Raw genomic sequence first — 14,389 nt, forward strand, 5'->3', positions numbered from 1 at the left:
AACCCTCAGAATCATCATCTTTCTGAGAATTATGGCATTTTTTATTTCTATGATCTTAACTTCGTCTGAATTTTTGCCGGATGATCTTTTCTCCGTTTTCCAGCCATTCCCGGACTTCGTCAGAATCTCCCAGGATCTCCTGGAAAGACTGATATTCCTGACAGATTCCTTTCCCATGAGGTACACAGTACGCCCCTGCATCGCTGCCGAGAGCGACTTTGACTTTTTTGCGAAAAGCAGTCCTGACCATAGTCTCTGCCTGACGGATGATCGGAAGCAGGACTTCATCTTCGTATCTTCCACAGCCCAGAAGATTTCTGACTGTGACAAGCGTCGGAACCCATACGGTATGACTATCTGCAAGCATGGAAATCGTCTCTTCATCCATGTAGTTGCCATGCTCCAGGCTGTCCACACCCGCCTCGACCGCTGCCTGTACACCATAAATCCCATTCGTATGGCTCATCACTGCAAAACCTTCTTCGTGTGCAATATGTACCATTTCCCGGACTTCGTCTCTGTCGAGAGGTGTTCCTGTGACCGCTCCATGATTATTGAAATCCAGAAGCCCGGTCGTCATGATCTTGATAAAATCAGCACCTTCTGCAGCCGCTTCCTGCACTCTCTGGTGAAATTCCTTCATATTGCTGAAACTGCGTCCGACGATCCTGCCATAATGTCCTTCTTTATGGACAGCAAAAACCGGTGTCCGATAGTCGATCCCGTATTCTCCGGCAATCTCAGATGCCCTCTTTGAGACTCCTGCATTATCGCCGCCATCCCGGATAAAGGAAACACCAGCCCTCTGATATGCTTCAAAAAATTCTCTGACCTTCTCTTCGCAGACAGCATCTCCGTGCCGCGCTACAGCCTCACGATAATTGACACCATCCATCAGCATATGTGCATGACATTCACCAAACATTGTCCCGTACCTCTCCGTCTTTTACTGCTGGAAAAAACTGCGGATTTCTTCTTCAGAAGCTTTGACAGAACCCTGCACAAAGAACGGCTTGCCGCCGCCGCGGCCGTTCAGGGCAGCGTTCATTTCTTTTGTGAACTGACGTAGATCTCCGTTCTGCTCTCCCATTGCATATTTATAACTGCCATCTTCACTCTTTGAAAATACTGCACAGCAGCCGGAGCATTTCTGCATCACTGCATCTGCCATCCTGCGGACCTGATCTGCCTCCAGTCCTTCGTGGAATAGAAGAACGCTTCCGGAATCTGCCCATCTCTCTGCCTCTGTCGCGCAGAGTTCATCAACCATGTGGCTGACTTTTCCTTTGATACGGAAGTTTTCGTCCTGAAGGCGCGCTACTGCAGCCGCTGTCTCGCCTGTTTTTGCAGAAAGTTTCATGGAAATCTGATGATTCTGCTCGTTGACCATATTCAGGTAATCCATGACACGTTTTCCGCAGATCATGGTCAGACGGATTCCTTCGTGGAAGTTTTCGACAGTAAGGATCTTAACCGCACCGATCTCGCCTGTGTGGGTAACGTGTGTTCCACAGCATGCACAGAGGTCGGAACCAGGGAAACGCACGAGACGCACCTGTCCTGTCAGTTCTTTTTTGCTTCGGTAAGAAAGTTTCTCCAGTTCTTCTTTCGGTGGATAAAAGATCTCTACCGGAGTATTTTCCCAGATTTTCTGGTTTGTCTTTGCCTCGATCTCAGCAAGCTGTGCCTCGGTGAGAACGCCGCTCAGATCCACTGTGATCACATCACTGCTCATATGGAATCCTACATTATCATATCCGTATGCTTCATGCACCAGACCGCTGACGATATGTTCACCGGAATGCTGCTGCATCAGGTCAAATCTTCTCTCCCAGTCGATCTTTCCAGTTACTTCACTTCCGACCTCCAGAGCCACCTCTGTATGATGAACAATCTCGCCGTCTTTTTCCCGGACATCTGTCACTGCGATCTCATTCAGTGTTCCAAGATCACACGGCTGTCCACCGCCCTCCGGATAAAAAGCGGTCTGATCCAGAACGATCTCATATCCTTTACCAGTTTCTCTGCACTCGAGAACTTTTGCGGTAAATTCTTTTATATATACATCTTCGTAATACAGTTTTCTTGTTTCACTCATGCTGCCGAACCTTCTTTCTGTAAATTTAAGTCAGTAAAAAATCTGTTTTTCTGCCCTTTAGTATAGCACAGCTTTGCCTTTCTGAACAGAAAAAAGACAGGCGCATCTAAATGCTTACGCCTGCCTTTCTTTGGAGGTTGTATCAGAAAACAAGGTTATACTTGTCAATACTGATCTCTGCTTTTCCTTCTGCTGCAAAAGTGATCTGATCTGCTTCCTGCGGAGTAAACAGGACCATTGTAGCAGTCTGGCTTCCATCATTGATGAAGATCTCAACACTGAATTTATCCATGAGGATTCGTAATGTCACTTCTCCATCTACCGGTTTCACCTGAATATCTCTGGTGTGGAGGATGTCGTAGAGATATCCGCTTCTGCTTCTGTCGATGTTCAGAACTTCTTTTGCCGGATCATAGGTAATATAAGAAGAATATGTATCGTCTGCTGCAAGTTTGATCGCAAACTTACTGAAATCATCGGTCACTTTGAGTTTCACGGTCATATCAAGAACGCGGCCTTTGATTCCGTCCAGTGCGGTTTCTTCTGAGATTTCAACGTTGTGGTGCTGAACCAGCTCTCCACGATAGTTCTCGATCTCTCTTACCGGCTGCTGGATCAGTCTGCCATTGCGGTAGTTGATCTCTCTCGGAACAGTCATCTGTCCGAAGTATTTCGCTCCGTCCGGAACGAACTTGGAGTTCGGCCATGCCTGCATCCATGCGATCATTACACGGCGGCCGTCTGGTGTGAGCATGCTCTGTGGAGCATAGAAATCGATTCCACTGTCGAGCGGCTGTACATCTTCTCTTACAAATTTGTGTGTTTCTTTGTCGTAGGTTCCTGTCAGGTAGATAACGCTGTGACCTACGTGGAATTTCAGTCCTTCCGGAAGCATTGCCATCGGACTTACTACAAGAACGTGTTTGCCGTCAACTTCGTAGAAGTCCGGGCATTCCCACATCTTGCCAAGTTTTGCATCGCTGTGATCCAGAACGGTGACATATTCCCATTTGAAACCATCGGGGCTTCTGTAAAGGAGGATACGGCTGTTTCCATCGTCTGTCATATTGGAGATAACAGCATAGAAATAACCATCGTCTTCTTTCCAGATCTTCGGGTCACGGAAATCTACTTTGCTTCCGCCTTCCGGGATATCGTCTCCGGTGATGACCGGGTTGTTCTCGTATTTCTCATAATTAACGCCATCGCCAACAGCCATACACTGTGTCTGGTGAGTCGGAAGTTCTCCGTTTGCCATCGGGGTATCACCTACATATCCAACTCCGGTATACATCAGAAGATGACGTCCATCAGAAAGCTCCAGAGCACTTCCTGAAAAGCATCCAAAGTTATCATAGGATTCTTCCGGTGCCATAACTACCGGAAGCCTTTTCCATGCAAGCATATCTTTGCTGCTGAGATGTCCCCAGTGCATCGGACCCCATTCATTGGAATATGGATGGTACTGATAAAACAGATGGTATTCTCCATTGTAATAGGAAAATCCATTTGGATCATTGATCCAGCCTGTGCCACCAGTCACATGAAAAGAAGGACGCTCTTCCGGAGAAATTTTGCTCAACTGTTCCTGTTCAAATTCTCTGGCCTTCTGTAATTTCTCACTAATCATACATTCGTTCTCCTTGTTGTAATATTCTAACGGTTTACAGATAGTATCCCACGATGTGTTTTACATGGCAACAAAAAAACCTGACATCTTGGTTTCCTGTTTCTGATCCGAGTAAGATTTTAGCCTTTGATACCAGAAGATGCAATACCTTCTACATAGTATTTCTGCATGAAGATAAACATAATGATCATCGGGATCGCAGAGACAACCAGGGCTGCCATGATGGCACTGTAATGCACCGGCTGGGTACCAAAAAATGACTGAACTGCAAGCTGAATCGTACGTTTATCCTCACCTGTCATAACGAGGAATGGCCACATAAAGTCGTTCCAGTGTGCTACGAAATCAAGAATAAATACTGTAGCATACACCGTTTTGGAAATTGGCATTACAATCTGGAAAAAGGTTCTTATCGGGCTGCAGCCATCAATTGCCGCTGCTTCAATCAGGTCATCCGGAACATCACAGAAGAACTGCCGGAACATATAAATTGAGAAGCATTTTGCAACAAAAGGAATAACAAGTGCTGCCAGTGTATTGACCCAGCCAAGCTGAGACATTTCAATATAAAGTGGGAGCATGATAGCTTCCATCGGCAATACCATCAGTGCAATTACGAGATTCAGAACTGCACCTTTACCTTTGAACTCAAATTTAGCCAGTGCATAACCGCACATGGAGTTTACAAGAAGATCAAGAACCAGGATCAATGCAATATACAGAAGTGTATTCTTAAACACCAGTGGCATATTCAATCGTGAAAATACCTCTGCATAGTTACTTAAGGATGCCTGAACTGGTAAAAAAGTAGTCAGTGAATCCATATTTGCAAAAATCTTAGCCTCTGGCTTCAGTGATGCGGAAATCATCCAGATCAGAGGAGATACAAAGATGATACCGATGATAATATTTCCAAAATAGAACATAAATTTTCCAAATGCATTAGAAAACCTCATTGATTTTTTCATATTTATATCCTCCTTTCTCAGTCTGTTGCCGCAGTTACTTTCTTCATAGCCATAGACATGCATACTACGATTACAAAGAATACAGCCGCGATCGAGCAGGCATAGCCAAAGTTACCCTTCTGGAAGCCCTGTGTATAAATATAGTATACAAGAGTCTTTGTGGAGTTTTTCGGTCCACCCTGTGTCATGATATATGGCTGTGTAAAGAGTTTCATTGCCTGGATCATAGTGATCATGATTACATATTTAATTGTTCCCTTCAGCCCAGGAATAGTGATATAAAGGAACTGTTTAAATTTTGTAGCACCGTCTACGGATGCTGCTTCGTACTGGTCTCTCGGGATTCCCTGAAGACCTGCCAGGAAGATCATCATCTGATAACCGGCGCCCTGCCATGCAGACATAAAGATGATAGAATTCATCGCTGTGCTTGCATCACTCAGGAATTTGATCGGGCTCATTCCCAGAGATACCAGAATGGAGTTGATAAGACCTGTGTTCGGGTTTGCATTGTAAAGTACGGACCACAGTACGGAGATAACTACCATAGAAGTAAGCTGTGGTGCAAAGTACATGGTACGGAAAACAGCCACTCCACGGAACTTCTTTGAAACCAGAAGTGCAAGTGCGAGTGCGAGTACACACTGACACGGAACAACAATTACAGTAAAGTACACTGTATTTTTTAATGCAAGCCAGAAGTTTTTGTCACTGAAAAGCTTCTGATAATTTTCAAAACCGATAAATTTCATGGCATCAGGTCTCATGATCTGATATTTAAATCCTGAAAAATATACGGTATAGATCATAGGTACAACAAGAAATGCAATCAGAAGAATCACTGCCGGTGCTACAAAGATATATGCAGCCACTCTTTCATCACGTTTACGGCCGGAAAGCTTCTTTTTTTCTGCCTTTGCCATTGCCTTTCCCCCTTTTTCTTATCCAGAAAAAGCGAAGCCGCACCGCTTTTTTGCCGATGCGGCTTCGTTTTCATTTATTTGTTTTCTTATTCAGCGTAATATGTTTCGTAGTCTTCTGTAAATGTGTCAACTACTGTATCAAGCTCGGACTGAACATAATCTGTATCTACTTCTTCATTACTTGCTGCATCGGAGAAAATGTTTGTCATTGCTTCTGCGTATGCAGATGAGAATGTAGCATAGGATGGTGTTCTAGGACGCGGAACTGCTGTGTTTTCAAGCTGATCTACAATAAGAGCTCTTGCACCTTCTTTATAGTCAGCCATTGCTTCTGTTTCATAAGCAGAAGAACGTGTTGCAGGTTTTGCAATTGCTGCTGCATAAGATGCTACGTTATCAGTATTCATCAGCCATGCCAGGAATTCACCTGCTGCATCTGCGTTCTCGCAGTCTTTGGAGATTGCTGCTGCCCAGTCACCACATGGGGAAACTGCTTTTTTAGTTTCAGCATTAACCGGATAATAAGTTACCCCCCAGTCAAAATCAGCATTCTGTTCAAGTGTTGCGATTTCCCATGAACCACCGATCATTGTTGCACATGCACCATTGAGGAATTCATCCGTGATCGGTTCAACGTTTGCATATCCTTTAGCGATCAGATCTGCAAGCCATGCTGTTGTGTTTACTGCTTCTTCACTGTTCACATATCCATCGGCTTCTTTTCCATCTTCGCTGATATAATCTTTTCCAGCAGAAAGATACAGCGGTTCAAGAGCATATGGAAGTCCTTCGCCGTGGTCCATGATAATGTGTGTTCCTACATAATCATCTGTTGTACATTTTTCAGCAATCTCAGCAACTTCATCTGTTGTCAGAGGATTTTCGAGTGTACGGGAATCCAGATCATCTGTATCTACACCACATTCTTTGAGGTAATCTTTGTTGTAGTAGAATGCTACGGATGACTCTGTTGCACCTACAGCATATAATTTGCCATCATATGTATTCTGCGTCATTGAAGAATTTACGAAATCTGCTTTGTCTTCATCTGTAAAATAGTCATCCAGCGGAACTGTGATTCCATTAGCTGCATAATAGGAAACCTGCGGTCCGTCTACATAGAAGATATCCGGAAGATCGTTGGATGTAACTGCTGTAGCGATCTTGTTGTCGTAAGCGTAAGAGTCAGAACGGTCAATTGCTTCACGACTTACCTGAATCTCAGGATGTTCTTCGTTCCATTCGGAAATTTTTTCTTTCCACCATGCTTCAATTGATTCTCTGTCTGTTGGACTCCAGATGGTGATATTTGTTACGTCATCTGCAAATACCGGTACAGTCGTTACTGCTCCTGAAACTGCAAGTGCTGCTGCCATTGCCAGACTAATGGTTTTTTTCATTTCTTAATCCTCCTTTAATGTTTATTTCCACCGCGCGAAAGGAAATATTATAGAACCCGTTCCATATTCTCAAACAGCCGATTCTCATTATTATGTTCGAGAAGTTTTATATGGAATCCGTTCCATATCGTGTCTTTATCATACTTCCATGAGGTACATTTGTCAACAGATTTTAACTAAAAAACCGCTTCCAAGCACAATTCCGTGCATTTTTATAATTTTATATATTCATTTTTGTGCATATTGCATATCTGTATGCGTTATTTTTTTAACACAAATTATCTGTAATATAAAAAACATGCAAAGCCGCTTGCAGACTCTGCATGTTTCGAATTATTATCAGAATATTTTACTATAATTTGCTTGTAATTTACTTTTTATGTCGTATATTCTGTATTTTATTTTTATTTTTTATAATTCATCGTTAATTTCAACTGGGTATGTGCTTTGTCCCTGCCTTAATTCCACGGATAAAATCTGTCTGTGTGGAACGGGTTCCTTGTCTTCTATCAGATTTATGACACTTTTGGCACAGGTTTCTGCCAAAAATTTCACATTCTGACAAATAGCCGTTACCTCCGGATAGCAGATTCTGCTGACATCCATGCCATCATAAGTGATCACCTTGAGATCCTCCGGGACTCTTTTCCCTGCCTTGAGGGCAAGATGCATATAGCAGAGCGCCGGCTGGTCAGCCGCAAATATACCATCCGCATCCGGATATTTCTCTAATGCCTCGGCTGCTGCATCCCAGTAAGACTGGTGATCAAACAGATTCCATTCCATGGTCAGATCCAGGACTTCCACTCCATGCTTTTTCAACGTCTCTTCAAATATGATATGTCTGTCATTTGCCGCTACATTCGGAGCAATACCAGTGATGTGGACGACCCTCTTACAGTTATTTTTCAGCATGATCTCTGCTGCCAGCTTACCACCATAAGCATGGTCAGACCCTACCATAGGGATTTCCGGACCGAAATCCTGGTCCAGTGCGACAATTGTACGCTTCCGGTTTACATATTCCTTCCAGTGCAGTGTATGTGCACCGGTAATGATCCCATCCACCATATTACGGTCAAGCATATTCAGATAATCACGTTCTCTGTTGCTGCTCCCTACTGTGTTGCAGATCATCGCCTTGTAGCCTCTCTTGTAGAGAGCTACCTCCGTTTCCCGCGTAAATGCCGAGAAAAACGGATGATCCAGATCAGGGATCAGGACACCTATGATACCGGTTCTGTTACGAAACAGATTTCTTGCCAGTTCATTTGGTGTATATTCCAGATCGCTGATCGCCTGTTCAATTTTTTTGCGGGTATCAGCAGCAACATAGCCACTGCCATTTATTACTCTGGACACAGTACCGACCCCTACTCCGGCCTTCTGTGCCACATCTTTGATACTTGCCATATTTCTTAAATTAACCTTTCTTATACTCTGTTGTCTGGTTACGATAGTTTATTGTAACTGTTCTGTCTCCTTACAGTTTTTCCACTTCAGACAACGAGTTCAAAACATTTCCAATCTTTTTCGCGGTAGATCATTACTGTTCATTCATCAACAGCAATATGAATTCTTATCACGCAGAGTGACTCTGCAGTTATAAGTAATGTGACAATTATAGCACAGCAGCATTTTCTTTACAATTATCATCCTGTAGGAAAAAACAGACGTTTTTTCAGCAACCTCTCCTGAAAACATGAAACAAGTTCTTTAGATTTCCCTGAAATCCAAAAAAACAGAACCGCATTCATTTCTGAATCGCAGTCCTGTTTTGCTGACTTTGATTTGTAACTGTTCTCTGTTCACATCCCGTAACCGGTTCATGTCTTAGCAGTTACTTTTATATATTTTTGCTGACACGAAGTCTTGTCATCGCTCTTGCGAGTGCAGCCTGGCTTCTGTGATATTCCACAATGCTCTGTTTCTGACGCAGCTGCTCTTCCGCACGGTCTCTTGCCTCTTCTGCTCTGCGGATATCAATTTCTTCCGGACGTTCCACAGTCAGGCAGAACAGCTTTGCACGGTTGTTGATCATCTCAACAAAACCTGAGCTTACTGCAACTGTCAGCCAGTTCCCTTCAGAATCCTCAAAGCGCATCTCACCCGGAACGATCGCACAGATCATATTGGCATGATGTGCCAGAAATTCCTTCTGTCCATCCTCGGCCGGGATGATCAATGATTTGGCTCTTCCTGCAAAAAACTGTCTGTTGGCAGCATAAATTTCAAGTCCGAATGTACTTTCCATAAGCCTCACCCCTTATTCTTCTGATAAAGTTTTGGCTTTTTCGATTACTTCGTCAATGGTTCCTACGTTGAAGAACGCATTTTCCGGATACTGATCCATCTCACCATCAATGATCATCTTGAATCCACGGATTGTTTCTTTGAGCGGAACATATTTACCAGGAATACCTGTAAAGTTCTCAGCTACATGGAATGGCTGGGACAGGAATTTCTGGATCTTTCTTGCACGGAATACCGTATTCTTATCCTCATCGGAAAGTTCTTCCATACCAAGGATCGCAATGATGTCCTGGAGTTCTTTGTATTTCTGAAGGATTTCCTGTACTCTACGTGCAACTTCATAATGCTCCTCGCCTACTACATCAGCTTCCAGAATACGGGAAGTAGATTCCAGCGGATCAACAGCCGGGTAAATACCCTGCTCTACGATCTTACGGGAAAGTACTGTAGTCGCATCCAGATGTGCAAACGTTGTTGCCGGAGCCGGGTCAGTCAGGTCATCGGCAGGTACATATACGGCTTGTACAGAAGTTACAGAACCAGAAGTTGTAGAAGCGATACGCTCCTGAAGTTCACCCATCTCAGTTGCCAGTGTAGGCTGATAACCTACGGCAGACGGCATACGTCCGAGAAGTGCAGATACCTCAGAACCGGCCTGTACAAAACGGAAAATATTATCAATAAACAAAAGTACATCTCTGTGCTCTGTATCACGGAAATATTCAGCCATTGTAAGACCTGTTTCCGCAACACGCATACGGGATCCCGGTGGCTCATTCATCTGTCCGAACACTAAGGCTGTTTTCTCAAGAACACCGGATTCCTTCATTTCTGACCAGAGGTCGTTACCTTCACGGGAACGTTCTCCGACACCTGTAAAAATAGAATATCCACCATGCTCTGTAGCGATATTCTGGATAAGTTCCTGGATCAGAACGGTTTTACCAACACCGGCACCACCGAACAGACCGATCTTACCACCCTTTGCATAAGGAGCAAGAAGGTCGATGACCTTGATACCTGTCTCCAGGATCTCTACGGCCGGTTTCTGATCTTCGAAGCTTGGCGGATCTCTGTGAATCACCCAACGCTCTGCATCATCCAGAGCTTCTCCACCGTCAACTGTCTCTCCAAGAACATTAAAAAGTCTGCCAAGAGTGCAGTCTCCTACCGGAACCTTGATTCCACTTCCTGTGGCAACTACTTCTCTGTCTCTCTGAAGTCCCTCACTGGCACTCAGCATAATGCAGCGAACCACATCATTTCCCAGATGCTGAGAAACTTCCATAACGCATTTCTTACCATTGTTTTCGACTTCAAGGGCGTCCTTGATATCCGGAAGATCGCCATTCTCAAAAACAACATCTACAACAGGTCCCATGACCTGTACAATCTTACCTTTACTCATTATCGTCCCTTCCTTTTCTGGGCCTTCGCACCACTGCAAACTTCTGTGATCTCCTGTGTGATCGCTGCCTGACGTGCACGGTTATACTGAATTGAAAGATCCTGTAGCATTTTCTTTGCACTGTCTGTAGAAGACTGCATGGCTGTCATTCTCGCATTGTTCTCACTTGCATATGCTTCTACAAGACAGCCATAAATCACACCTGTCAGATAATTAGGAATCATAATGTCCAGTACGCCGTCTGTTGAAGGAAACATCTCTATCTCCTCCTGATGAACGCCCACCGGAACCTCAAGTGGCGAAAAGTTCGTTTTCTTTAAAGGAAGAAGCTGCATATTTACCGGCTCCATCACAACTGCATTCTGCATCTGTGTATAGATGATATGCACCTCATCCACTTCTCTTTCCAGAAAGCTTCTTACAACTTCCTCACTGATCAATCTTGCACGATGCATGGTCGGCTTCTGTACGGTATAGTGGAAGCTTCCATCCATGTCCACATCTTTCTTGCCAAAATACTGACGACCGACCATACCAAGAACATACAGCTTATGATATCCAGGTGTAGATGCTATAAATTCTTCTGTCATTCTGGTGATGTTATGGTTATAAGCACCTGCCATACCCTTGTCACCGGTTACCACTATGGTCGCTATCTTACGTTCTTCCTGTGGGATCAGATGACGCACGCTGAAGAACGGATGCTGGATATCCGGAACATGACGAAGAATTCTGGCAATCGCCCCCTGCATATTATAGAAGTAAGGCTCTGTATCAGACAGTATCTTCTTGGCTTTTTTCATCTTGGAAGAGGAAATCATATACATGGCATTGGTAATCTTCATTGTGTCCTGGACACTGCTTATCCTGCTTTTTATTTCTCTTGCATTTGCCATAAGTTCCTCCTATGCAATCTCTGCTTTATTTTGCGGCTGCACGATCCTTGAATTCATCTGCAACCTGAAGGATTTTTTCTCCGAGTTCATCGCTTAAGACTTTGCTCTCATCGATTTCTTTGCCGATTTCAGGATATACGTTGTCGAAGTATTCGAGCATATCCATCTGATATTTCTTCACAGCCTTCTTATCCACATGAACCAGCTTCTTGTGGGTCGCTGTCCACAGTGTGATAACCTGCTGGTGGAGAGAAAGTGGATTACACAACGGCTGTTTCAGAAGTTCCATCAGGCATCCGCCATAAGCAAGCTGTGCTTTGGTCGCATCATCCAGATCGGAACTGAACTGGGTGAATACTTCCATCTCACGGTACTGTGCCAGGTCGATACGGATACTTCCGGATGCTTTCTTCATTGCCTTGGTCTGCGCTGCACCACCAACTCGGGATACGGAAAGACCTACGTTGACCGCCGGTCTCATACCTGAGAAGAACAGGTCACTCTCGAGGAAGATCTGTCCGTCTGTGATGGAAATTACGTTGGTAGGAATGTATGCGGATACATCTCCTGCCTGTGTCTCGATGATCGGAAGTGCTGTAATGGAACCTCCGCCCAGCTTATCACTCAGACGGCTGGAACGCTCCAGAAGTCTGGAATGAAGGTAGAATACGTCACCAGGATATGCTTCACGTCCCGGAGAACGCTCCAGAAGCAGTGACAGTGCACGATATGCAACTGCATGTTTGCTCAGATCATCGTATACGATCAGGACATCCTTGCCTTTGTACATAAAGTACTCTGCAAGTGCTGTTCCTGCATAAGGAGCAATGTACTGAAGCGGCGCACAGTCGCTTGCTGTTGAAGAAAATACTGTGGTATATTCCATAGCTCCATATTTCTCAAGGTTGGATACAACTTTGGCTACCGTAGATGCCTTCTGACCGATTGCCACATAAATACAAATCACATCCTTACCCTTCTGGTTCAGGATGGTATCGATTGCAAGGGAAGTCTTACCGGTCTGTCTGTCACCAATGATAAGTTCTCGCTGTCCTCGTCCGATTGGGAACATGGAATCAAGTGAAAGGATTCCTGTTTCCAGCGGTACATTTACGGATTTACGGTCAATAATTCCAGGTGCCGGATTCTCTACCGGGCGATAATCCTGTTCTTTGATATCACCTTTTCCGTCAATCGGGGCTCCAAGAGCATTGACGATTCGTCCAACGAAACCATCACCTACAGGTATACCTGCCTGTTTACCAGTTCTGGTTACTTTGGTTCCCTCCTTGATTCCGGTATCCTTACCAAACAGAATACATCCCATGCTGTTTGTACGGATATCCTGAACCATTCCCTTGAGTCCGTTTTCAAATACTACAACCTCGCCATACATAGCGTGATCAATTCCATAAACAGTTGCAATTCCATCTCCTACGGAAATGACCGTTCCTACTTCCTGGTTCTGGCTGATTTCATCATAATTCTCTATTTCTTCTTTCAGAATGGAAATAATCTCATCTGGATTGATTGCACTCAACGTGTTCACCTCCGGGTCAATTTCTGTTCCAGCTTGCGGTAACGTCCCCGCAGGCTCCAGTCATATTCGCTTCCGCCTGCCAGAAGGACAAATCCTCCGATCAGGCTTTTATCTTCTATCATTTCTATTTCGGCTTTCTGCGCCCCAAATTCCCGGCATAAAAATGCTCTGATACCATCAAGCTGTGCATCCTTCGGTGCTGTTACATAACGCATGACTGCGTGTATGGTCTTCTCATGCTGTCGGCACAGTTCTTCGTAATCTTCAAAAATTTCCTCGATCAGATCAATTCTGTGATGCTTGCAGACGACCTTGATGAAACTCTTCATTTCCTCAGGGATCACTCTGTCGATCACTTTTTCCTTGATCTCAAATGGTACCAATGGGTTCTTCAGACTCTGTGCGAGTTCAGGAACCTTCCGAAATATTTCTTTTGTATTCTGTATGACCTTTCTGGAAACAGAAAGGTCATACAGAGTTTTTGCATAATTAACGGCGGTCACTGTCATCTGGATCACCTGCTTTTTCTATAAATTGGTCATACAAGGATAAATCCTGGTCTGCTCCACTGTTTTTACCAATAATTTTACCGGCAGCTTCCATAGCAAGAGAGGCAACATCATCTTTCATCTGACGCATAGCATTCTCGCGCTCTGTGTTGATGTCCTCCTGCGCTTTGGCAAGCATTGCAGATACCTTTGCCTGTGTATCTTCCACAGTTTTGTCTGCCTGTGCTTTGGCCTCTTTTCTGGCCTGTTCCATAATCTGGAAGGATTCTTCTCTGGCGGATTTCAATGCACCCTCATACTGTTCTTTAAGTGCCTTCGCCTGATCCTCCTGCTCCTTTGCTCCTGCAAACTGCTGATCGATCATAGCCTTTCTTACGTCCATCACTTTGATGATCGGTCCGAATAAAAACTTCTTCATCAATAAATAAAGAACTAACAGGTTGATGATCGTAAAGACAAGGTTGATGTCAATTTTTATCACCTGGTCCACCTGCCTCTCTGTATTTTTCGGTTCTTTATCATTAGCCCAGCATGATGATGATCAGAAGTCCGATTACGAAACCGTAAATAGCTGTTGCCTCGGCAAGGGCACATCCTAACAGCAGGTTCTTACTGATCTTGCTCTCTGCTTCCGGCTGTCTTGCGATAGCTTCAACTGCCTTGGAAGTTGCGATACCAATACCAATACCTGCTCCAATACCTGTAAGAACTGCGATAGCTGCTCCGATTGCTACTAATGTTGACATACTTTTTTCCTCCTGAAT

The 14,389-nt window shown here is 44.3% G+C and carries 14 protein-coding genes; all 14 read right to left on the bottom strand.

The genetic code is table 11. From position 1 onward, the window contains the following. Positions 1-55 precede the first annotated feature (55 nt). Entirely contained in the window at positions 56-925 is an 870-nt protein-coding gene (locus DXC01_RS11120) for an amidohydrolase family protein (protein WP_118698915.1), read from the bottom strand. Between the two features lie 21 nt (positions 926-946). Continuing rightward, complete coding sequence (locus DXC01_RS11125; RefSeq protein ID WP_118698916.1) at positions 947-2,098, bottom strand: alanyl-tRNA editing protein; 1,152 nt, start codon at positions 2,096-2,098, stop codon at positions 947-949. A gap of 142 nt (positions 2,099-2,240) precedes the next feature. Next, positions 2,241-3,728, bottom strand: a complete 1,488-nt coding sequence (locus tag DXC01_RS11130) for a glycoside hydrolase family 32 protein (protein WP_118698917.1) — start codon at positions 3,726-3,728, stop codon at positions 2,241-2,243. A gap of 119 nt (positions 3,729-3,847) precedes the next feature. Next, entirely contained in the window at positions 3,848-4,696 is an 849-nt protein-coding gene (locus tag DXC01_RS11135) for a carbohydrate ABC transporter permease (protein ID WP_022213966.1), read from the bottom strand. Between the two features lie 17 nt (positions 4,697-4,713). Beyond that, positions 4,714-5,619, bottom strand: a complete 906-nt coding sequence (locus DXC01_RS11140) for a carbohydrate ABC transporter permease (RefSeq protein WP_022213965.1) — start codon at positions 5,617-5,619, stop codon at positions 4,714-4,716. An 86-nt stretch (positions 5,620-5,705) separates the two neighbouring features. Beyond that, complete coding sequence (locus DXC01_RS11145) at positions 5,706-7,019, bottom strand: ABC transporter substrate-binding protein (RefSeq protein WP_243111612.1); 1,314 nt, start codon at positions 7,017-7,019, stop codon at positions 5,706-5,708. A gap of 411 nt (positions 7,020-7,430) precedes the next feature. Then, positions 7,431-8,432, bottom strand: coding sequence for a LacI family DNA-binding transcriptional regulator (locus DXC01_RS11150; RefSeq protein ID WP_118698918.1), 1,002 nt, complete (start codon positions 8,430-8,432; stop codon positions 7,431-7,433). A gap of 433 nt (positions 8,433-8,865) precedes the next feature. After that, entirely contained in the window at positions 8,866-9,273 is a 408-nt protein-coding gene (atpC, locus tag DXC01_RS11155) for an ATP synthase F1 subunit epsilon (RefSeq protein WP_022213962.1), read from the bottom strand. Positions 9,274-9,285: 12 nt separating this feature from the next. Next, positions 9,286-10,680, bottom strand: coding sequence for a F0F1 ATP synthase subunit beta (atpD, locus tag DXC01_RS11160; protein ID WP_118252163.1), 1,395 nt, complete (start codon positions 10,678-10,680; stop codon positions 9,286-9,288). Then, a complete protein-coding gene (gene atpG, locus DXC01_RS11165) occupies positions 10,680-11,576 on the bottom strand; it encodes an ATP synthase F1 subunit gamma (RefSeq protein WP_022213960.1) in 897 nt (298 codons plus the stop codon). Before atpG ends, atpD begins: the two co-directional genes overlap by 1 nt. 25 nt (positions 11,577-11,601) lie before the next feature. Further along, a complete protein-coding gene (gene atpA / locus DXC01_RS11170; protein ID WP_022213959.1) occupies positions 11,602-13,116 on the bottom strand; it encodes a F0F1 ATP synthase subunit alpha in 1,515 nt (504 codons plus the stop codon). 5 nt (positions 13,117-13,121) lie between these two features. Beyond that, a complete protein-coding gene (gene atpH / locus DXC01_RS11175) occupies positions 13,122-13,625 on the bottom strand; it encodes an ATP synthase F1 subunit delta (RefSeq protein WP_022213958.1) in 504 nt (167 codons plus the stop codon). Further along, positions 13,606-14,106, bottom strand: coding sequence for a F0F1 ATP synthase subunit B (atpF, locus tag DXC01_RS11180; RefSeq protein ID WP_022213957.1), 501 nt, complete (start codon positions 14,104-14,106; stop codon positions 13,606-13,608). The genes atpH and atpF overlap by 20 nt, the downstream gene beginning before the upstream one ends. Positions 14,107-14,146: 40 nt before the next feature. Beyond that, positions 14,147-14,371, bottom strand: a complete 225-nt coding sequence (gene atpE / locus DXC01_RS11185) for an ATP synthase F0 subunit C (RefSeq protein WP_015540752.1) — start codon at positions 14,369-14,371, stop codon at positions 14,147-14,149. Positions 14,372-14,389 lie beyond the last annotated feature (18 nt).

The sequence above is a fragment of the Blautia sp. OM07-19 genome, assembly GCF_003481595.1.
In the GTDB taxonomy this organism is placed as follows: Bacteria; Bacillota; Clostridia; order Lachnospirales; family Lachnospiraceae; genus Blautia_A; species Blautia_A intestinihominis.

Bases quoted from the DNA above. Each gene is read 5' to 3' on its own strand.
- atpG (WP_022213960.1), bottom strand. From the start codon at position 11,576: ATGGCAAATGCAAGAGAAATAAAAAGCAGGATAAGCAGTGTCCAGGAC.
- atpD (WP_118252163.1), bottom strand. From the start codon at position 10,680: ATGAGTAAAGGTAAGATTGTACAGGTCATGGGACCTGTTGTAGATGTT.
- atpH (WP_022213958.1), bottom strand. From the start codon at position 13,625: ATGACAGTGACCGCCGTTAATTATGCAAAAACTCTGTATGACCTTTCT.
- atpC (WP_022213962.1), bottom strand. From the start codon at position 9,273: ATGGAAAGTACATTCGGACTTGAAATTTATGCTGCCAACAGACAGTTT.
- DXC01_RS11125 (WP_118698916.1), bottom strand. From the start codon at position 2,098: ATGAGTGAAACAAGAAAACTGTATTACGAAGATGTATATATAAAAGAA.
- DXC01_RS11145 (WP_243111612.1), bottom strand. From the start codon at position 7,019: ATGAAAAAAACCATTAGTCTGGCAATGGCAGCAGCACTTGCAGTTTCA.
- DXC01_RS11130 (WP_118698917.1), bottom strand. From the start codon at position 3,728: ATGATTAGTGAGAAATTACAGAAGGCCAGAGAATTTGAACAGGAACAG.
- DXC01_RS11140 (WP_022213965.1), bottom strand. From the start codon at position 5,619: ATGGCAAAGGCAGAAAAAAAGAAGCTTTCCGGCCGTAAACGTGATGAA.
- atpE (WP_015540752.1), bottom strand. From the start codon at position 14,371: ATGTCAACATTAGTAGCAATCGGAGCAGCTATCGCAGTTCTTACAGGT.
- DXC01_RS11150 (WP_118698918.1), bottom strand. From the start codon at position 8,432: ATGGCAAGTATCAAAGATGTGGCACAGAAGGCCGGAGTAGGGGTCGGT.
- DXC01_RS11135 (WP_022213966.1), bottom strand. From the start codon at position 4,696: ATGAAAAAATCAATGAGGTTTTCTAATGCATTTGGAAAATTTATGTTC.
- DXC01_RS11120 (WP_118698915.1), bottom strand. From the start codon at position 925: ATGTTTGGTGAATGTCATGCACATATGCTGATGGATGGTGTCAATTAT.